Below are 18,014 nucleotides of genomic sequence, written 5' to 3'. Positions count from 1 at the left end.
GTGGACCATGTGGATCAGGCCATCAGCTTGCTCACCGGCGTGCCTGCGGGCCAGGCCGATGCCAGCGGCCAATATCCGGACGGAAGCATCAATCACAAGGTCGCCGCGCGGGTGGCGGAGCTGACCGAGATCCAGAAAAAATTCATGCGGCCGCCCGACAGAAAGCCCGAAGCGCAGCAGGAGGCGGACTAGGGTTGCCATGCCGATTCAACGCGATCTTGCACGGTCCTGCACGCCCCCGGGCGTCCTCTGAACGGCCATGAACATCGACGTATGCAATGGGGATGCCGACGGCCTGTGCGCCGTCGTGCAGTGGCGCCTGCATGATCCGCAGGCTACCCGTTTGGTCACGGGGCTAAAACGCGACATTGAGCTGCTCGGCCGTGTCCAGGCCGTTCGCGGTGACAGCGTGCTGGTGTGCGATGTGTCGATGCGGCGCAACCGCCAGCCGCTGATGCGCCTGCTGGCCGCTGGCGTGTCGGTGCGCTACTTCGACCACCACGAGGCTGGCGAGATCCCGGTGCATCCGCTGCTAGAGGCGCATATCGACCTGGCCAGCGACACCTGCACCAGCTTGCTGGTGGACCGCCATCTGGGCGGCAGGTTTCGGGCCTGGGCGGTGGTCGGGGCTTTCGGCGACAACCTGGCGGAGGCGGCCGAGCGCCTGGCCGTGGGCCTGGGCCTGGGGTTCGAGGACCGCAGGCGCTTGCAGTCGCTGGGGGAGGCGATCAACTACAACGCCTATGGCGACAGTGCGCAGGATGTGTACATCGGCCCCGCGCAGCTGTATGAAAAACTGGTTCGCTACCCGGACCCACTGGGTTTTCTGGCCTGCGAGGCGCTGGGCCAGGAACTGGACGCGCTGCGGCAGCAGGACCTGCGGCGGGCACAAGCGCTGCAGCCGCATTTTCAGGATGGCCGGGTGGGCGTTTACCTCTTGCCCGATGCGCCCTGGAGCCGGCGCGTGTCCGGCAGCCTGGGCAATCGCCTGGCGTTGGCGGAGCCCCTGCGCGCGCACGCCGTGCTGACGCCCACGGCCCAAGGCGACTTGTCGGTCAGCGTGCGTGCGCCGCTGCGTTCCCCCCGCGGGGCGGCGGCGTTTTGCCGGTGTTTTGGTGGCGACGGCCGGGCCGGCGCAGCGGGCATAGACCATCTGCCGGTGCACCAGCTGGCGCGCTTCGTCGATGCGTTTTCCCGCGCACGGTGGGGGAGTTTTTGAAGGGCTTGCCCATCAGGGCGTTTCAGGGGCCCAATCCAGCACAGCGTTCGGGACGGGCGATATCAGCCCGGCTCCACGGGCACAAAGACCTGCTCGCCATGGCGCAGGATCAGCAGCTCCACGCCGTCGTGCTTTTTGTTCATCGCGTTCGCCGCCTGTTCCACCGACTTGACGGCCACACCGTTGATGGCCAGCAGGACCTCGCCCGGCACCAGTCCGGCGCGTGCCGCAGCGCCGGTCACGCCCTGGATGAGCAGGCCGCCCTGTAGTGCGGCCCTGGCTTTCTCGCTCTGGGTGAGGTGGCGCAGCGTGAGGCCCAGGGGCCGGGGTTTTGCAACAGGGGCGGCGCTGGTGGATGTGCTGGCCGGGTCGTTCCAGCCCAGCCTGAAGGAGGGGTAAATGGTGAGCGCGACAGACGTTGCCGCCACCACCAGACCTGCTGCGATCAGCGACAGGATCAGTTTTTTGCGTGTCATGGGACGTCCTTTCGAAAAAGGGGCGCAAGGCCAAGGCCTCCAGACACGATGCTAAGGTGACAGGCGACGAACGGCTTGATCTTTGTCATGGGCGCAGGGTTTGCCGCAGGCTGTCAAGCCAGCGGCCGCGCCTGCGCCTACATCAGCGCATCAGTGACGCCCAGGACCTGAATCGCAATCATCGTCAGCAGGCCGGCCATGATCAGGTAGTAGGTGGTTGGAATAATGGTCATGCGAAGCACCTGGCCCTCGCGCCCGAGCAGCCCGACCGTGGCCGAGGCGGCCACCACGTTGTGAATGGCGATCATGTTGCCTGCCGCCGCGCCCACCGCCTGGGCCGCCACCAGCATCGCGCCCGACACGCCGATCAGCTGCGCCGTGTCAAACTGGAACTGCGCCATCATCAGGTTGGACACCGTGTTGGAGCCGGCAATGAACGCGCCCAGCGCGCCAACCGCCGGCGCGAAAAACGGGAAAACGCCGCCCACGCTGCTGGCGACCAGTTCAGCCATGGCCCGGGGCATGGACGGCAGGCCAGCCAGGTTGACCCCGGAGTTGATCAGGATGCGGACCATGGGAATCGTGAAAATCAGCACAAAGCCCGCGCCCAGCAAGGTGCGCGACGATTCGCTGACGGCGGCCTTGAGCTCTGAAAACTTCATGCGCTGCAGCACAAAGGTGGCCAGCACCACCATCACCATGATGCCGCCCGGCAGGTAGAGAAACTCGATGCTGCCGGACAAACCGGTTTCGCCCAGGATGTTCTTCCAGCCCAGCACCAGGTTGTTCAGGAAGAAAGCCTTGACATCGGCATTGACGCGCGATAGCACCAGCAGGCCCGCCAGCAGCAGATAGGGCAGCCAGGCCAGGCCCACCGACATGGGCGCTTTGGCGGTCAGTTCGTCGAGCTTGATTTCGATACTGCCCATCCATTGGACCGGCCAGTCCCTGGCATCGGCAAAGTCCCATGATGTTTTAGGCAGCAGGAAGCCCGCTTTGGCAGCCGGCACCACAATGACCAGTCCCACCAGCGCGCCAATCATGGACGGAAATTCAGGGCCCAGGAAGACACCTGCGGCGGCATACGGCAGCACGAAAGCCAGACCGGCAAACAGCGCGAACGGGGCAATCGCCAGGCCTTCGCTCCAGGATTTGTTGCGGCCAAAAAAACGCGTCAGCATCACGCACATGAACAGCGGCATCAGGACGCCGATCATGGCATGCGTGATCGCCACCTCCGACGTGATCAGCCGGTAAAAAGTCTCCCAGTCAGAGCCTTTGGCGATCAACTGCCCGGAAATTCCGGCCTTGTCGAGTCCACCCGAGACGCCCACCACAATCGGCGTGCCCACCGCGCCGAACGACACCGGCGTGGACTGAACCATCATGCCCAGCATCACGGCGCCCATCGCCGGAAAGCCCAGCGCCACCAGCAACGGTGCGGCGACGGCGGCCGGTGTGCCAAAGCCTGATGCGCCCTCGATGAAGCAGCCAAACAGCCACGCCACGATGACGACCTGCACCCGGCGATCCGGGCTGATGTTGGAAAAGCCGCCGCGTATGGCCTTGATGGCCCCGGAATGTTTCAGGGTGTTGAGCAGCAAGATCGCGCCGAAGATGATCCACAGGATGGCCCCGGTCAATATCAAGCCCTGAAGGCCGGAGGCCACGACGCGGTTGACCGACATGTCCCAGGCCATCAGGGCAATCAGGATGGTCACCAGCAACACCACCGGCATCGCGCGTTTTGCCGGCCAGTTAAGACCGACCAGCAGCACGGCCGCCAGTACCAGTGGCGCAAAGGCCAATAGAGAAAGTACAGTCTGGTTCATGCCGAATTCCTTCAGGTAACTATTTTTTTGATGAAGGCATCTGTGTTGCTGCCTTTTTCCCGAATGGATCGCGCCATTGCAAGGTGGTCAGTCCCCAGGTTCACGAACGGTCGTGAATGGGTGAACGGTGCGTCAAACGGCCAGCCCTTGGTGCTGTTTGACGGGTCGTCGTCGCGGCAAGTGTAATCTGCGCGATTTTGCCGCTGCCTGCCCGGTGTCGTCAATAATCGGTGCGATGAGTTTGTCCGCCATGCCACCCGTACTTCTGCCGCTGTCGCCAGCGGTTTCCCCCGGCGCCCCGGCCGCCGCCGTGCCCGCCTACGCGTCCGAGCGCGGCATTGACCCCGAACTGCTGGAGGCGGCCCGCATCCGCCTGGAGCTTTTGTATGGCGAAGTCGCGGCTTCGTGGCCCGGCTTTATTGCGCGCCCCGGCCAGTACCAGATGATGCAGGCCTCGCTGCTGACGTTTTTGTCGGCCAAGGCGCCCGACGACGAGGACCGCAGCGGCAACAACCTGGCGCAGCTGGAAGCCGGCACCGGCACCGGCAAGACCGTGGCCTACTGCCTGGCGGCGATCGTGGCGGCCGAGGTGCTGAAGAAGACCGTGATTGTGTCGACCGCCACCGTGGCCCTGCAGGAGCAGCTGTTCCAGAAGGACTTGCCGCGTCTGGCTGAAATCATTCCCGAACTGCGCTACGACATCCTCAAGGGCCGGGCCCGCTATGTCTGTGAAAGCCGGCTGGACGGCGTGATCAACGACGAGGCGCAGGACGGCCTGCTGACCGGCGAATTCCAGGACGCCTTTGCCGACGCGCGGAATCAGGCCAAAGGCATTCCGCGCGACCGCGCCGAGGCCATGCGCTGGTTCAAGAACACCGCCAAAAAGCTGCACACCGGCAGCTGGGACGGCGACATAGACAGCCTGGCCCAGCCGCCCGAGCCTGAAGACTGGCGCCAGGTGCAGGCCAATGCCCATGCCTGCAACGGCGGGCGCTGCGAGCATTTCAAAAGCTGTGCCTTTTTCAGGGCCCGCCGCCAGGCCGCCAGCGCCACGCTGCAGGTCGCCAACCACGCGCTGATTCTGGCCACCCTGCAGACTGACAGCACGCTGATCGACCCCGGCAACACGCTGTTTGTGTTTGACGAGGCCCACCACCTGCCTGGCATTGCAGCCGACCAGTTCTCGTACCGCGCCCGGCTGGGCACCAGCATCAAGCTGCTGGCCAGCCTGCGCACCGTGGCGCTGCGCCATGGCCGCGTGCTCCCGGCTTCGACCCGGCCCGACCCGGTGGCGTTTGCGCAGCTCATTACCGGCTGCACCGACAAGCTGGCGCTGATTGAAAACTACTGGATCGAAGCCCGCCTGGTCAGCGCCGACAAGGCCGTTCACCGCTTTGCCCAGGGCCAGATTCCCGAAGCCCTGATTCCCGAGTGCGAGCAGCTTGCCACGCTGCTGCGCGCCATCACGTCGGTGGTGTCCAGCATTGCGTCGGCGCTGATGGAGCCCGATGAGTCGCAGTCGCCGTCCGAGCGTGACGAGCAGGCCCGTGCCGGTGTCGAGCTGGGCGTGTTTCTGTCGCGGCTGGACACGCTTGAAAAACTCTTCAGCGCCTGGGCCACCCACGACAAGGTGCCGTGGGCCAAGTGGCTGGAATGGGTCGAGGACGCGGGCGGCACGTCCGTCGACGCCTGGCTGTGCGCCAGCCCCATGACGGCGGCCCAGGTGCTGTCCAAAAGCCTGTGGAAAAACGTCAGCGCCGCCGTCTGCACCTCGGCCACGCTGACCGCCTGCGGCAGCTTTGACTTTTTTGACCGACTGAGCGGCATGAACCGCTTCCCGGACCGCCGCGCGCTGGTCGTAGCTTCGCCGTTTGACTACGCCGTACAGGGCGAGCTGCGCATCGCCCCCATGAAGCATTCACCCAAAAGCCCGGGCTTTTCAGACGAGCTGTGCCTGAAGCTGCCCGACTTGCTGCGCGAGCACCTGCATGGCCAGCTGGTGCTGTTCACGTCCAAACGCCAGATGCAGGCCTGCCATGCTGCGCTGCCCAGCGATTTGCTGGCCCAGGTGCAGGTGCAGGGCGCGCGCTCGCGCACCGAACTGCTCAAGGAGCATGGCCGACGCGTGATCGCGGGCGAGCGCAGCATCATTTTTGGGCTGCAGTCCTTCGGCGAAGGCATCGACCTGCCGGGCCAGCTGTGCGAGCATGTGGTGATTGACAAACTGCCGTTCACGCCGCCGAATTCGCCGGTCGAGGAAGCGTTGGCCGAGTGGCTGAACGCCCAGGGGCGCGACCCTTTCACGGAGTTGTCGGTGCCCCGCGCCGGCATGAAGCTGGCGCAGTGGGCCGGGCGCGGCGTGCGTACCGTGACCGACCGGGCCGTGATCACCGTGTGCGACACCCGCCTGGCCACCATGCGTTACGGGCCGGCTATTTTGGCGGGCTTGCCACCGTTTCCGTTGGTGCGGCCGAGCAGCCCGGCGGGGTAGCGGTAATACACGGTGTTCAGGTAGCGTGCCACGTCCGCAATGTCTTGCGGGTTCCAGCCGAGGCCTGACAGGACTTGCCAGCGGTCCACTTCGGACTGCAGACTGCGCCAGTCGGTCACGAGTTTGTTGTCGCGCCAATGCACCTGGTCGCCGTGGCAGGTGATGCAGTGCGTGGCATAGAGCAGTTCACCGCGCGCAGCATCCCCGGTGCGGGGCGCTTCGGCCCGGGCCAGGCCGGCCAGTGAAGCCAGAGACACCAGCAGGACGGCGGAAATCGGTTTTGCAAGCATGTTCTTCTCCTGAAGAGGGGCTGACCCAAATCAGTATAGGTCGCGTTCCTGCCATGTGGAAGTCGCTTGAAATGGCATAAGCTTGGGCGCTTATGCACCACATCACCTCGGCCGAACAACTTGAAGCACTGAAACAGCACAAGACGGCGCCCGCCTTGCTGGTTTTGTTTGGCGGCGCGCACTGCGGCGTCTGCCAGGCCATCAAACCCAGGCTCGAAGGCCTGATGGCGCAGCAGTTTCCGGACATCGCGCTGGCCTATGTGGACTGCGCGCTGTTGCCCGGCTGTTGCGCGCAGCACGGCGTTTTCACGCTGCCGGTGGTGCAGCTGTTCATTGAAGGTCAGCTGTGCCTGGAGCGGGCGCGCAGCTTCAGCCTGCAAGAACTGGCCGCGCAGATTGAGCGTGTTTACCGGCTGTGGCAGGACGCCAGCCGGTAACGGCGCTCAGGGGGCGCTCAGGTCTTGTTTTTCATGGAACAGGTGCTCCAGCCAAGCAGCGCGTAGGGCGGGCACCAGCCAATCAGGCCGGTGGCCAGCGGCACAATGCCGATCCAGCCCCACACGCCCACGGTGTTGGTGGCGGCCAGGCCGATCAGCACCAGGCCCAGCGCGATGCGCAACATGCGGTCAATGCCGCCGACGTTTTTTTTCATGGCTGTTTCCCTTTGAAAGAAATGGTTGAAAGCTGTATTGGACGCGTTGGCGCGCTCCTTGTCTGTGATTTGCATCACCCGGTAGCGCGTTTTGGGCGCGAACCTGCAAAAATCCGCTGATGGCGCCATACTTCGCTGGAAATGATGCCACGCCCTGTTTGCCCATGACGCCCATCCACGCGTTGCTGGCCCGTGTCCGGTGGGATCCCGAATTCGGGGCAGCGCGGTTCGTGATTGGCTACTATGACCGCATCACCCGGGCGCAGGTCCAGGTGCCGCTGGAGCACATCCGGTTCCCGCCGGGGGAAGGGTTTGGATTCGGGGTGCAGGCTGAAGACGGCACGGCCCACACCGTCCCCTACCACCGCGTGCGGAGCGTGTGGCGCAACGACGTGCTGATCTGGCACCGCCACGCGCCGCCCGCATGACCAAGGCTGCCCCGCCATGCGCCCAACGTTCAGCCCCGAACTTGTCAACGAGCCCTTCGGCGACCCGGGGCTCTATGTCGATTTCATGTTCGAGAAACGGGCGCTGCTGTTCGATCTTGGCGATCTCACGGCGCTGCCGCCTAAAAAGATACTGCGGATTTCGGATGTCTTTGTGTCGCACACCCACATGGACCATTTTTTCGGGTTTGACCGGCTGCTGCGCATTTGCCTGGGCCGCAACAAGGCCATGCGCTTTTACGGCCCGCCCGGCTTTGCAGCCCAGGTCGGGCACAAGCTGGCCGCCTACACCTGGAATCTGGTCGAGAACTACCCCGGCGACTTCGTGATCGATGTCTGGGAGGTCGATGCCGGGTGGCAAGCCCACGGCACGCGGCTGCGCTGCCGCAATCGTTTTCAGGGCGAGCCGCTGGCACCGCGGCAACTGAAGGACGGCGTGCTGCTCGATGCGCCGGCGTTCCGCGTTCGCGCCGCATTTCTGGACCACGGAACGCCTTGCCTCAGCTTTGCGGTCGAGGAAAAGCTGCACGTCAACGTCTGGAAGAACCGGCTGGCCGAACGCGGGCTTCCCGTCGGGCCGTGGCTGAAGGCTGTCAAGGACGCGGTGATGCGAGGCGCCCCTGACGACACGCCGGTGCGCGCCTGCTGGAGTGACCCGGGCGGCGCGCACGAACGCGTTCTGGCGCTGGGCGCGCTCAAGGCCGAGGTGCTGCAATTGGTGCCGGGCGAGAAGATCTGCTATGTGACCGACGTCGGGTTTAACCCGGGCAACGTGCAGCGCATCACGGCACTGGCGGCCGACGCCACCCAGTTGTTCATCGAATGCGTGTTTCTTGCGCAGGACGCCGACCATGCCGCCCGAAAGCACCACCTCACCGCCCGCCAGGCCGGTCACATCGCGCGGGAGGCCGGCGCCAAACTTGTCATCCCCTTCCATTTTTCGCCGCGCTACGCCGGCCGCGAGGCCGAACTGCGCGCAGAGATCAAGGCGGCATGGGCCGGCTTGCCGTAGCAGACCTCTGTTTTTTAGCGTTGCCGGCGCCCGTCAAACGATTGTGTAGCATTGGCACGCGCAAGCTTTGTTCACTTTTACCCACTTCACATGCACACCTCGGCACTCGTTCTCTTTTCCGGCGGTCAGGATTCCACCACCTGCCTGGCGCAGGCGCTTTCCAAATACGAGCGCGTCGAAACCATCGCCTTTGACTACGGCCAGCGCCACAAGGTGGAGCTCGACGCCCGGCTCAATGTGCTGCGCGAATTCAAGACCCAATTTCCGCAATGGGCCCCCAGGATGGGCGAAGACCACCTGCTCGACCTGGCGGTGCTGGGCCAGGTCAGTGAATGCTCGCTGACGCGCGACGTGGCCTTCAAGATGGAAAGCTCCGGCCTGCCCAACACCTTTGTGCCGGGCCGCAACCTGCTTTTTCTGACCCTGGCCGCCGCGCTGGCCTACCGGCGCGACCTGCAGGTGCTGGTCACCGGCGTGTGCGAAACCGACTTTTCAGGTTACCCCGACTGCCGCGACGACACCATGAAGGCGATGCAGCTGGCGCTGTCGCTGGGCATGGACAAGCGCTTCCTGATTGAAACCCCGTTGATGTGGATCGACAAGGCCGACACCTGGGCGCTGGCGCATGCGCTGGGCGGGCAGCCGCTGGTGGACCTGATCGTGGAGCACACCCACACCTGCTACCTGGGCGACCGCGTGCACCGGCACGCTTGGGGCTACGGCTGCGGCACTTGTCCGGCCTGCGAGTTGCGGGCACGCGGTTTTGAGCGCTATTCCGAACGCTCCTGAACGCGACCCGGGCCTTCCACCACGCTGCGGCTGACCTGCGGCGGCGCGTCGCCGATGTGAAAGGCCAGCTTGCGCTCGCGCAGCGCCACGTCGCTGGCCGTGACGCGGCCAAAGCGGCGCAGGTGCTCGGTCCAGGACTCGTCCACGATCTGCTCTGTAAAGTGTCCCGGCTGGTTGACGTCGCGCAGCAGCGCCCACTCCAGCGCGCCCTGGCGCAGGCGGCTGCGGCGGCTTTCCTGCATCAGCGCGCGAAAGTCGTCGGCCCGCGCCGGGTCGATCTGGTAGTCAATGCGCACCACCAGATTGCCGGCGCCGGGCGGCACGTCGGCCACTGGCGTCTTGAATTCGCTGGACGGCGTCAGGTCCTCCTCCATGTTGCGGTCGGTGACCCAGCGCAGCGCCATCAGCATGCTCACGCTGCCGCTCACGGAGGCCACCGCCAGGCCGGTCTGCACGCTGGTCAGCGTGGCCACCTGGCCCCACAGCGCCGCGCCCAGCGCGCTGGCGCCCATGATGGCCATCTGGTACATCGACATGCCGCGCGCCCGCACCCAGTCGGGCAGCGACAACTGGGCCGACACGCTGAGCGAGTTGGCACAGGTGATCCAGGCCGCGCCGTTGAGCAGCATGGCCGGCACCGCCACCCAGGTGTTGGGGGCAAATGCCATCATGGCCATGGACACCGACTGCAGCACTGTGGAACGCATCACCAGCGTGTCGCGCGTCATCATCTGGCGCAGGCGCGGCAAAAACAGCGCCGCCCCGATCGCGCCCGCACCCATAGACGCCAGCAGCAGCGTGAAGGTGCCGGCGTCACCGCCGTGCAGGCCGCGCGCCACCAGCGGCAGCATGGCCAGCAGCGCCGTGGAATGCAGAAAAAACAGCGCCACGCGCAGCAGCACCGCGCGCAGCCGGGCCGACTGGCGCACGTACTGCAGGCCCACGCGCATGGCGCTGCCCAGGCGTTCGCGGCCCAGCGGGCTGGGCACATGGGTGCGGCGCCAGCGCATGATGGCAAAGCCCGACACCACCGACAGCACGGCGTTGAGCACAAACACATATTCGGTGCCGGCGCTGGCAATCAGCGCGCCGGCCACCAGCGGCCCGATGATGCGCGAGGCGTTCATCGAAATGCCGTTCAGGGCCAGCGCCGCCGGCAGCTGGGGGCGCGTGACCAGCTCCGGCATGATGGCGGCAAACACCGGCCAGCGCATGGCCAGGCCGATGCCGTTGGCAAAGGTCAGCACCAGCAGCAGCGCTGGCGTCATGACGCCCGAGAGCACGGCGATGCACAGCAGCGTGGCCACGCCGGCCACCCAGAACTGCGTCATGATGAAGTAGCGCCGGCGGTCCAGGATGTCGGCCAGCGCGCCGCTGGGCAGCCCCAGCAAAAACACCGGCAAGGTGGAAGCCGACTGCACCAGCGCCACCCAGAGCGGCGAGGTGGTCATGGAGGTCATCATCCAGGCGGCCGCCACATCGTTCATCCACATGCAGATATTGGCCACCAGCCAGGTGCTCCAGAGCAGCCGGAACACCGGCACCTTCAGCGGCTCCCAGGGCGAGAGGGACGGCGTGGCAGTGATCTTGGCGGCTTCTTCAGGCATACAGGGCTCGTTTCATGGCTGGGCTGGCAGCGGGCTGTTGATCTGCTGGTGCTGGCGCATCCGGTACAGCGCTGGCGCGCCTTCGGGCAGCTTTTCAAGTTCCCACAGCGTGCGGTGAAACGCGGCCACGCTGGGGCGGTGGGCAATCGACACGATGCTGCCCTGGGCCGCCTTGACGTGCGCCAGCAGCTTGTCGTAGAGCTGGGTTTCGGCCCCTTCGTCCAGCGCGCTGGTGGCTTCGTCGGCAAAGATCCAGCGTGGCTTTTTCAGCAGCACGCGGGCAATCGCCAGCCGCTGCTGTTCGCCGCCCGACAGTTTCTGGCTCCAGGCGTCCTGGTCGTCCAGCCGGCTGGCCAGCTTGGGCAGCAGGGCGTCGTTCAGCGCCTGCTGCAGCGCCGCGTCGCTGTACTGCGCGGCCGGCAGCGGGTAGGCCAGCGCATCGCGCAGCGTGCCGTCGGGGAAGTAGGGGCGCTGCGGAATGAACATCGCGTCTTGCGGCAGCTGCGCCTGGCCGGTGGCAAACGGCCAGATGCCCGCCAGCGCCCGGAACAGCGTTGATTTTCCGCTGCCCGAAGGACCCTTGACCAGCACGCTTTCACCGGGGCCGGCCTGCAGCGACAGGCCGCTCAGCAGCGTGGCGCCTGTGGGCAGGGCCAGGTTTAGTCCGCTGACGGCCAGCGTGTCGGCGCCCGCCAGCGGGTGTTGCTGGTTTGCTATCGTATTAGTAGCTGCTTGTTCTCGTGCCTGCTGGGCCAGGGCGGCAATATTGTCTTCAAAACTGGTCAGGCGGTCGGTGGTGGCGCGCCAGGCCGCCAGGCTGCTGTAGTTGTCGACCAGCCAGCTCAGCGAGTCTTGCACGCGCCCAAAAGCCGACGCAATCTGCATCAGTTGCCCGAGCTGGATCGCGCCGCTGAAAAAGCGTGGCGCCGCCACGATGAACGGAAACACCACGGCTGCCTGGCCAAAAAAATTGGTGAACCAGACCAGGTTTTTCTGCTTCTTGATCAGCTTGAGGTAGTTGGCCAGCACGGCCGCAAAACGGGTGTCCAGGTGGCTGCGTTCCACTGCTTCGCCCTTGTCCAGCGCAATCGACTCGCTGTATTCGCGCACCCGCACCATGTGGTGGCGAAAGTCGGCTTCAACGCGCTGCTGCTGGAAGTTGAGCTTGATCTGCGGCCGGCCGATGTAGTGCGTGATGATGCTACCCACGGTGCAGTACAGTACCGCCATCCAGACCATGAAGCCCGGAATGCTGTAGCTGGCGCCGCCCAGCGTGAAGGCAAACGCGCCCGACAGCGTCCACAGGATGCCGACAAAACTCAGCAGCGTGACCACGGCATTGAGCAGCCCCATGCTTAGCGAAATGCTGTAGGTGGTGAACTGGTTGATGTCCTCCTGAATCCGCTGGTCCGGGTTGTCCGGCGTCTTGCTGGTGTTCAGGGTGTTGGCGGCGGCCAGGTCGCCGCCGGTAAAGCGCGCCAGTTCCAGCTTGTAGAACGCATGGTCGGCCAGCCAGCGCTGCAGGTAGTGCGTGGTCATCCAGGCGCGCCAGCGCACCTCCAGCAGCTGGGTCAGGTAAAAGCGGTAGACGGCAATCAGGATGAAGGCGAACGCCAGGTAGGTAAAGCGCGCCAGCTGGGTCCAGAACACCGCCTCGTCCTTGTTTTGCAGCGCGTCGTAAAACACCCGGTTCCACTCATTGAGCAGCACCAGCATGTAGACCGCGGCCAGGTTGAGCAGCACGATGGCGGCCAGCAGGCCGCGCGCCTTCCATTTTTCTTCACTCCTGAAGTAGGGCGCCGAAAGGGCCCAGACACGGGCGGCAAACACCCTGAAGGCGCTGAGTTTGAGGCGTAGGCGGGCAAGCAGGTGCATGGATGAAAACCGGGTTTGCGCTGTCAGGGCAGCGGGTTGGAAACGCCGCTGGCCACGTGGCCCGAGGGCACATGCTGGGCCGCCGAGTGGACATGGCCGCTCTGGTCGTCAAAGAAAAAGTCGGGCTCGAATTCGCGCAGAAACTCGCCCTTGGCCAGGCCGCCCAGAAACATCGCTTCATCGACCTCGATGTTCCAGTCCATCAGCGTGCGGATGGCGCGCTCGTGCGCCGGGGCGCTGCGCGCGGTGACCAGCGCGGTGCGTATGCGCATGTGGGGCGTGCCGGCCTGCTGCAGCCGGTGCAGGGCCTGCAGCAGCGGCTTGAACGGGCCGGCCAGCAGCGGCTGCCCCGCCTTGTCGCGCTCGTGCTGCTGAAATGCCGACAGGCCCTGGGCCTGGAACACGCGCTCGGCCTCGTCTGAAAACAGCACCGCATCGCCGTCAAAGGCAATGCGCACCTCATTGGGGTAGGTGCTTTTGGCGTGCACCGAATGCATGGCCACGGTGGCCGCCGCAAAGCCGGCGTCCAGCGCGGCCCGCACGTCTTCGGGGTTGGCTGACAAAAAGAGGTTGGCCTTCAGGGGCCGCAGGTAGTTGTAGGGCGCGCGGCCCTTGGTGAACACGCCGCGCTCCAGTTTGAGCTTGTTGGCGTCGGCCGAGCGGAATACCCGCATGCCCGAAACCGGGTCGTTGCGCGACAAGATCACGACTTCCACGCGCTGGCTGGCGGGCTCGTCCGGGCTCTCGGGGGCTTCGTTGAAAGCCAGCAGCTTTTTGACCAGCGAAAACGCCACGCCCGGCCTGGCCGGCAGGTCCAGCCGCGCCAGCTGCAGCTGCATGTAGGCGCCGTCTTTTTTCTCGCCCTGCACCGGATCCTGGTCCAGGCCGGCTTCAAACACGAGGTTTTCTTCTTCAAAGTCAAACAGGGCGCGCGATGAAATCGCCACCACCAGTTGCCCGTCCAGATTTGCCGCCATGGGAATGCCTTGTTTTATGTACTGTTTGTCTGCGCCTGGCCGATGGGCAGCACCAGTGTGCGCCATTGTCCATAGTTTGGCGCGTCCAGGGGCCACTGGCTGGCCTGCTCAGGGTGGCGCACGCCCTGGGCCAGCAGGTCAACTGCCCGGATCACGCCCGCGTGGGTGATCCACAGCGTGTCGGAGGGGCCCTGCAGGCTGTCGATCACCGCGCCCACCCGCGCCATGAAGCCGCGCACGCACTCGCCGCTGTGGCCCACCGCATGGTCGGCAAAATCATCGGTCCAGGCTGCGAGTTCGGCGGGGGCAATGCCCAGCCAGGCCCGGCCTTCCCATTGGCCAAAATCCATTTCCTGCAGGCGCGGCTCGATTTTATAAGCCAGATCGGGCCTTAGCCCATACAGTGCGGATGCCAGCTGCTCACATCTTTGTAGCGGCGAGCTGCGCACGCGGGTGCCGGGCGGCAGCAGCCCAGCCAGGGCATGGGCGCATTGCGCGGTGGCCGGCGCATCGGCCGCCACATCAAGCCGGCCATAGCAAATGCCGCTGGCCACCAGCGGCTGTGCGTGGCGGACCAGCCAGAGCTTCATGGTGAAACTGCCAGCCCCAGATAAAAAGCGACCTCGCAGACCTGCTGCGTAGCGCCCAGGCAGTCGCCGGTAAAGCCCTGCAGCCGGCGCCTGAACAGCCGCGCCATCCACAGCAGCGCCAGCCCTGCGGCGGCGCAGGCTACTAGCAAATCAATAGCAGGAAGCGAAATATTGGCGAGCGCCAGCGCACCAAAAGACCATAGAAAGGCGATCAGCAGGCGGCCCGGCGTGATCTGGTCGGCCAGCGGCTTGGACTTGGACTGTGCGGTGTCGCCCACATGCGGCAGGCTGTAAACCAGCAGCAGCGGCACAAAGCGCGACACCACATGGCCGGCCAGCAGGGCGGCGCAGATGTAGCCGATGCCCAAACCCTGCGAACCCAGCAACGCCAGCAGCGCGACCTTGCACAGCAGCACCAGCACCAGCGCCAGCGCGCCAAAGGCGCCCACGCGCGAATCCTTCATGATCTCCAGCGCGCGTTCGCGGTTGTAGCTGCCGCCCAGGCCATCGGCGACATCGGCCAGGCCGTCTTCATGAAAGCCGCCGGTCAGCATCACCGTCGCCACGGTGGACAGGGCCGCCGCCACCAGCGGGGCAAAAAGCGTGTCAGGCAGCGCGGCCTGCAGCAGCGCAAACACGGCGGCTGCCACCGTGCCCACCACCACGCCAACGCCCGGAAAGTGGGCCGCGCTGGCGCGCAGCATCTCGGGGCTGAAGCCGACCCAGCCCGCCAGCCGGCCGGTGACCGGGATGCGGGTGAAGAACTGCACCGCCAGCAGGTATTCGCGGACGAACTGGCGCATCAGGAGGGCGGGCCGGTTCAGGCGGCGTCCTGGCCGCTTACGCCAGCCGACTCGAAGCTCGCCATTTCATGGAGGAAGCGGGCCGCCGACTGCACCAGCGGCCAGGCCAGCAGCGCGCCCGTGCCTTCGCCCAGCCGCAAGTCGAGCTCCAGCAAGGGCCGGGCACCCAGGTGCGCCAGCAGCAGGCGGTGGCCGGGTTCGGCCGAGCGGTGGCAAAACACCATGTAGTCCTGCGCTTGCGGTGCCAGGCGCTGCGCCACCAGCGCGGCCACGCCGGCAATGAAACCGTCGACCAGCACCACCCGGCGCTCGCTGGCCGCCTGCAGCATGGCGCCGGCCATCATGGCAATTTCAAAGCCGCCCAGCGCGGCCAGTTCAGCCACCGCGTCGGGCGCCGCGCTGGCCGGGTGGCGCAGCAGCGCGCGCGCCAGCACGGCCTGCTTGGCCAGCAGCTGCGCGTCGTTCAGGCCGGTGCCGCGTCCGGTGGCGTCTTCCAGGCGGGCGCCGGTCAGCCGCACCAGCAGCAGCGCGGCGGGCGAGGTGTTGGCAATGCCCATTTCGCCAAACGCCACCACATTGCCCGGCAAGGCCTGCACCACGGCCATACCCGCGTGCAGTGCTTCTTGGGCCTGGGTTGGTGTCATGGCGGGCTCGAGGCACAGGTTTTGGGTGCCCATCGCGATCTTGCGCGCCAGCAGTTGCGGGTGCGCGGGCAGCTCGGCCGCCACGCCGGCATCGACCACCTGCAGCGCAAAGCCGTGCTGGCGGGCAAACACATTGATGGCCGCGCCGCCGGCCAGCATGTTGGCCACCATTTGCACCGTGACCGCCTGCGGGTAGGCCGACACGCCTTCGGCCGCAATGCCGTGGTCGGCGGCAAACACCACCATTTGCGGCGTGTGCAAGGCAATGGTGTCGCTGCGCTGGATCAGGCCCAGTTGCAGCGCCAGCGTTTCAAGCTGGCCCAGCGCGCCCAGCGGCTTGGTCTTGTGGTCAATCTTGTGCTGCAGCCGGGCCGCCAAGGGCCCGTCGGCGGTAGGCTCAATCGGGGGCAGTTGCAGGCGGGAGTGTGGAAGCGCGGAGTCGGTCATTGGTGATGTGTGTCAAACAGGCAGGGCAGTAGCATGAAGCGGCGCTGCCTGCGGGGGTGGAGGGTGGCACCGGCATGACCAGGGGGAGCTGGGTGCACCAGCATTCGGCATCCCCGGCCACCATGCCGCAGCGCAAGCCGGCGCCGCAGCGCGGGCAGCGCGAGGTGTTGGGACGGTCAGCCGTGTTGGCGGTCATGGCGGCTTTCGGGTGTGGAGGTCACCACAATACCGTCGTCATCGCGCGCTTTCTGTATCTGTACCGATACCGCGCACGGAACTTGAACCGTCCACCGATTCGTCATCGCGAGGCCGCAGGCCGTGGCGATCCATCGTCGAAAAAGCGGGGGCATGGATTGCCGCACTTCGTTCGCAATGACAAAGATAGATTGCGCCGGTTCAGGGTTGGTGTGCGATTCTGGAACGGAACAAAACGGGTGGCTCGCAATGACGAAAGTGAATGAAGGGTATTTTTGCAATTTCCCGCTTCCTTATTTGGCGAGCTGGTTGAGCTGGATGATGGGCAGCAGCACGGCCAGCACGATCAGCATCACGACCACCCCCATCGCCACGATCAGCAGCGGCTCCAGCAGCGTGGCCAGTTGCAGGGCGCGGCGCTGCACTTCGGTGCTGAGCTGGCGCGCGGCGCGGTCCAGCATCACCGGCAGCTGGCCGGTCTGCTCGCCCAGCCGGGCAAACATGCTGAGCAGGCCCGGAAAGCGCTTTTTCTGCGCCAGCGCCGAGGCCAGCGGCGCGCCTTCGCGCACCATGATCAGGGCGTCCATCGCATCGGTGCGCATGGCGCGGTTGGACAGCGTTTCGGCTGCGGCCTGCAGCGCCTTCAAAATCGGCACGCCCGCCGCCGCCAGCATGGCCAGCGTGCCGGCAAAACGCGCGGCGTTGTAGCCGCGTGCGAGCTTTCCTAAAATCGGCAGCGTCAGCCACGCGGCATCAAATTTTTCACGAAAAGAGGCGCGAGTCCAAGCGATACGGGCGCCAATAGCTATCAAAATAATAACAAGCAGAATCAGCCAGCCCTGGGTTTTTACAAAGTTTCCCAGTCCCAGCATGATGATGGTCAGCATCGGCAGCGCGCGTTTGCTGCCGGCAAACACCTCTGCCACCTGCGGCACCACGTAGCCGAGCAAAAACATCACGATCACCACCGCCACCAGCGTCACGATGGCCGGGTAGAGCGCCGCGCCCACCAGCTGGGCCTTGAGCTCCTGGCTTTGCTCCAGGTCGTCGGCCAGGCGTTCGAGCACCAGCCCGAGGTTGCCGCTGTGCTCGCCCGCGCCGACCACGGCGCAGTAGGTGCCGGGAAATTCGCGCGGGTACTGCGCCAGCGCCGTGGCAAAGGTGGCCCCGCCGTTGACTTCGGCGCGCAGCGCGGCCACCAGATTGCGCTGGTTTTCCTTGTCGGCCTCGTCGGCCAGGGCGGTCAGCGCCCGCTCCAGCGGTAGGCCTGATGTCACCAGTCCGGCGATCTGGCGCGTCCAGATCGCCAGTGCCGCGCTGCTGAACACGCGCGCGCTCCAGACATTGGTGGACCAGCCCCTGGGCTTGGCGCCCGCGCCGCCGCCCGCCGCACCCACCGGCTCGACCGCCAGCGGCACCAGCGCCTGCGTCCGCAGCAGGCCGCGCGCGGCCCGGGCGTTGTCGGCCTCGATCACCCCCTTGCGGGTGGCACCCTCGGCGGTCAGTGCTTCAAAGGAATAGGCAGGCATAGTGCTTAGCGGTTCGAGTCAATTGACGCGGTGTCTGTTGTGCCAAGCGTGCAGGCGAACGAAGCGCCGGGCCGCCCCAAGCGAAGTTCAGCCCCCTCGGGGGGCAGCGCAGTACACGAAGTGACAAGCGTGGGGGCCAT

Annotated in this window: 20 protein-coding genes; 7 read left to right on the top strand and 13 right to left on the bottom strand. The window is 65.7% G+C overall.

All coding sequences use genetic code 11. The features are described 5' to 3' along the window. Positions 1–192, top strand: a 192-nt coding sequence (locus IV091_RS13375; protein ID WP_293469522.1) for a hypothetical protein, incomplete at its 5' end; no start/stop codon positions are given. Positions 193–259: 67 nt separating this feature from the next. Further along, complete coding sequence (locus tag IV091_RS13370) at positions 260–1,219, top strand: hypothetical protein (protein WP_293469520.1); 960 nt, start codon at positions 260–262, stop codon at positions 1,217–1,219. A gap of 62 nt (positions 1,220–1,281) precedes the next feature. On the opposite strand, the gene IV091_RS13365 is transcribed toward IV091_RS13370, so the two are convergent. Beyond that, positions 1,282–1,695, bottom strand: coding sequence for a PDZ domain-containing protein (locus tag IV091_RS13365; protein WP_293469518.1), 414 nt, complete (start codon positions 1,693–1,695; stop codon positions 1,282–1,284). A 137-nt stretch (positions 1,696–1,832) separates the two neighbouring features. After that, positions 1,833–3,527 carry an L-lactate permease gene (locus tag IV091_RS13360; protein WP_293469516.1) on the bottom strand — a complete coding sequence of 565 codons (1,695 nt, stop codon included), beginning with the start codon at positions 3,525–3,527 and terminating at the stop codon, positions 1,833–1,835. Between the two features lie 250 nt (positions 3,528–3,777). Here IV091_RS13360 and dinG point away from each other — a divergent pair, with 250 nt between their 5' ends. Continuing rightward, positions 3,778–6,018, top strand: coding sequence for an ATP-dependent DNA helicase DinG (gene dinG / locus IV091_RS13355; RefSeq protein ID WP_293469514.1), 2,241 nt, complete (start codon positions 3,778–3,780; stop codon positions 6,016–6,018). Here the strand turns inward: dinG and IV091_RS13350 are convergent. Continuing rightward, positions 5,949–6,308 (bottom strand): cytochrome C, encoded by a 360-nt coding sequence (locus IV091_RS13350; RefSeq protein WP_293469512.1) that lies wholly within the window; start codon positions 6,306–6,308, stop codon positions 5,949–5,951. The genes dinG and IV091_RS13350 overlap by 70 nt on opposite strands. 92 nt (positions 6,309–6,400) lie before the next feature. Here IV091_RS13350 and IV091_RS13345 point away from each other — a divergent pair, with 92 nt between their 5' ends. Beyond that, the gene (locus tag IV091_RS13345; RefSeq protein WP_293469510.1) at positions 6,401–6,745 is read left to right on the top strand and encodes a thioredoxin family protein; all 345 of its coding nucleotides are present in this window, start codon (positions 6,401–6,403) and stop codon (positions 6,743–6,745) included. A gap of 17 nt (positions 6,746–6,762) precedes the next feature. Here the strand turns inward: IV091_RS13345 and IV091_RS13340 are convergent, their stop codons facing one another. Then, a complete protein-coding gene (locus IV091_RS13340; RefSeq protein ID WP_293469508.1) occupies positions 6,763–6,960 on the bottom strand; it encodes a DUF2892 domain-containing protein in 198 nt (65 codons plus the stop codon). Positions 6,961–7,124: 164 nt separating this feature from the next. Here IV091_RS13340 and IV091_RS13335 point away from each other — a divergent pair, with 164 nt between their 5' ends. The 3 genes from IV091_RS13335 (at position 7,125) to queC (ending at position 9,207) form a co-directional block, all read left to right on the top strand. Further along, positions 7,125–7,388, top strand: coding sequence for a DUF504 domain-containing protein (locus IV091_RS13335; RefSeq protein WP_293469506.1), 264 nt, complete (start codon positions 7,125–7,127; stop codon positions 7,386–7,388). A 16-nt stretch (positions 7,389–7,404) separates the two neighbouring features. Then, the gene (locus tag IV091_RS13330; protein WP_293469504.1) at positions 7,405–8,418 is read left to right on the top strand and encodes a ribonuclease Z; all 1,014 of its coding nucleotides are present in this window, start codon (positions 7,405–7,407) and stop codon (positions 8,416–8,418) included. Positions 8,419–8,508: 90 nt separating this feature from the next. After that, positions 8,509–9,207, top strand: a complete 699-nt coding sequence (gene queC / locus IV091_RS13325) for a 7-cyano-7-deazaguanine synthase QueC (RefSeq protein ID WP_293469502.1) — start codon at positions 8,509–8,511, stop codon at positions 9,205–9,207. On the opposite strand, the gene IV091_RS13320 is transcribed toward queC, so the two are convergent. Genes IV091_RS13320 through gspF form a run of 9 tightly spaced genes read right to left on the bottom strand, consistent with a single transcriptional unit; the run spans position 9,189 to position 17,874 of the window. Then, positions 9,189–10,814, bottom strand: a complete 1,626-nt coding sequence (locus IV091_RS13320; protein ID WP_293469501.1) for an MFS transporter — start codon at positions 10,812–10,814, stop codon at positions 9,189–9,191. The genes queC and IV091_RS13320 overlap by 19 nt on opposite strands. Positions 10,815–10,826: 12 nt before the next feature. Further along, on the bottom strand, positions 10,827–12,689 hold the full coding sequence (locus IV091_RS13315) for an ABC transporter ATP-binding protein/permease (protein ID WP_293469500.1): 1,863 nt from the start codon (positions 12,687–12,689) through the stop codon (positions 10,827–10,829). Between the two features lie 23 nt (positions 12,690–12,712). Next, positions 12,713–13,666, bottom strand: coding sequence for a 5'-nucleotidase (locus IV091_RS13310; RefSeq protein WP_293469498.1), 954 nt, complete (start codon positions 13,664–13,666; stop codon positions 12,713–12,715). Positions 13,667–13,680: 14 nt separating this feature from the next. Next, positions 13,681–14,256 carry a histidine phosphatase family protein gene (locus IV091_RS13305; protein WP_293469496.1) on the bottom strand — a complete coding sequence of 192 codons (576 nt, stop codon included), beginning with the start codon at positions 14,254–14,256 and terminating at the stop codon, positions 13,681–13,683. Next, entirely contained in the window at positions 14,253–15,059 is an 807-nt protein-coding gene (cobS, locus tag IV091_RS13300; protein ID WP_293469494.1) for an adenosylcobinamide-GDP ribazoletransferase, read from the bottom strand. Before cobS ends, IV091_RS13305 begins: the two co-directional genes overlap by 4 nt. Positions 15,060–15,076: 17 nt before the next feature. After that, positions 15,077–16,150 (bottom strand): nicotinate-nucleotide--dimethylbenzimidazole phosphoribosyltransferase, encoded by a 1,074-nt coding sequence (gene cobT / locus IV091_RS13295; protein ID WP_293469492.1) that lies wholly within the window; start codon positions 16,148–16,150, stop codon positions 15,077–15,079. After that, positions 16,101–16,346: a cysteine-rich CWC family protein gene (locus tag IV091_RS13290; RefSeq protein ID WP_293469490.1), complete on the bottom strand. Its 246-nt coding sequence runs from the start codon at positions 16,344–16,346 to the stop codon at positions 16,101–16,103. Before IV091_RS13290 ends, cobT begins: the two co-directional genes overlap by 50 nt. After that, the gene (locus tag IV091_RS13285; protein WP_293469542.1) at positions 16,327–16,626 is read right to left on the bottom strand and encodes a hypothetical protein; all 300 of its coding nucleotides are present in this window, start codon (positions 16,624–16,626) and stop codon (positions 16,327–16,329) included. The genes IV091_RS13290 and IV091_RS13285 overlap by 20 nt, the downstream gene beginning before the upstream one ends. A gap of 12 nt (positions 16,627–16,638) precedes the next feature. Further along, on the bottom strand, positions 16,639–17,874 hold the full coding sequence (gene gspF / locus IV091_RS13280; RefSeq protein ID WP_293469488.1) for a type II secretion system inner membrane protein GspF: 1,236 nt from the start codon (positions 17,872–17,874) through the stop codon (positions 16,639–16,641). Between the last annotated feature and the right edge of the window lie 140 nt (positions 17,875–18,014).

The sequence above is a fragment of the Polaromonas sp. genome, from assembly GCF_018780625.1.
Lineage (GTDB): Bacteria > Pseudomonadota > Gammaproteobacteria > Burkholderiales > Burkholderiaceae_C > Polaromonas.
This window is presented reverse-complemented; position numbering and strand designations above follow the sequence as displayed.

Excerpts from the sequence above, each read along its gene's own strand:
- IV091_RS13335 (WP_293469506.1), top strand. The coding sequence starts at position 7,125 with ATGACGCCCATCCACGCGTTGCTGGCCCGTGTCCGGTGGGATCCCGAA.
- IV091_RS13290 (WP_293469490.1), bottom strand. The coding sequence starts at position 16,346 with ATGACCGCCAACACGGCTGACCGTCCCAACACCTCGCGCTGCCCGCGC.
- IV091_RS13345 (WP_293469510.1), top strand. The coding sequence starts at position 6,401 with ATGCACCACATCACCTCGGCCGAACAACTTGAAGCACTGAAACAGCAC.
- IV091_RS13310 (WP_293469498.1), bottom strand. The coding sequence starts at position 13,666 with ATGGCGGCAAATCTGGACGGGCAACTGGTGGTGGCGATTTCATCGCGC.
- queC (WP_293469502.1), top strand. The coding sequence starts at position 8,509 with ATGCACACCTCGGCACTCGTTCTCTTTTCCGGCGGTCAGGATTCCACC.
- IV091_RS13315 (WP_293469500.1), bottom strand. The coding sequence starts at position 12,689 with ATGCACCTGCTTGCCCGCCTACGCCTCAAACTCAGCGCCTTCAGGGTG.
- IV091_RS13365 (WP_293469518.1), bottom strand. The coding sequence starts at position 1,695 with ATGACACGCAAAAAACTGATCCTGTCGCTGATCGCAGCAGGTCTGGTG.
- IV091_RS13340 (WP_293469508.1), bottom strand. The coding sequence starts at position 6,960 with ATGAAAAAAAACGTCGGCGGCATTGACCGCATGTTGCGCATCGCGCTG.
- IV091_RS13360 (WP_293469516.1), bottom strand. The coding sequence starts at position 3,527 with ATGAACCAGACTGTACTTTCTCTATTGGCCTTTGCGCCACTGGTACTG.
- cobT (WP_293469492.1), bottom strand. The coding sequence starts at position 16,150 with ATGACCGACTCCGCGCTTCCACACTCCCGCCTGCAACTGCCCCCGATT.
- IV091_RS13305 (WP_293469496.1), bottom strand. The coding sequence starts at position 14,256 with ATGAAGCTCTGGCTGGTCCGCCACGCACAGCCGCTGGTGGCCAGCGGC.
- IV091_RS13370 (WP_293469520.1), top strand. The coding sequence starts at position 260 with ATGAACATCGACGTATGCAATGGGGATGCCGACGGCCTGTGCGCCGTC.
- IV091_RS13350 (WP_293469512.1), bottom strand. The coding sequence starts at position 6,308 with ATGCTTGCAAAACCGATTTCCGCCGTCCTGCTGGTGTCTCTGGCTTCA.
- gspF (WP_293469488.1), bottom strand. The coding sequence starts at position 17,874 with ATGCCTGCCTATTCCTTTGAAGCACTGACCGCCGAGGGTGCCACCCGC.
- IV091_RS13330 (WP_293469504.1), top strand. The coding sequence starts at position 7,405 with ATGCGCCCAACGTTCAGCCCCGAACTTGTCAACGAGCCCTTCGGCGAC.
- IV091_RS13320 (WP_293469501.1), bottom strand. The coding sequence starts at position 10,814 with ATGCCTGAAGAAGCCGCCAAGATCACTGCCACGCCGTCCCTCTCGCCC.
- cobS (WP_293469494.1), bottom strand. The coding sequence starts at position 15,059 with ATGCGCCAGTTCGTCCGCGAATACCTGCTGGCGGTGCAGTTCTTCACC.
- dinG (WP_293469514.1), top strand. The coding sequence starts at position 3,778 with ATGCCACCCGTACTTCTGCCGCTGTCGCCAGCGGTTTCCCCCGGCGCC.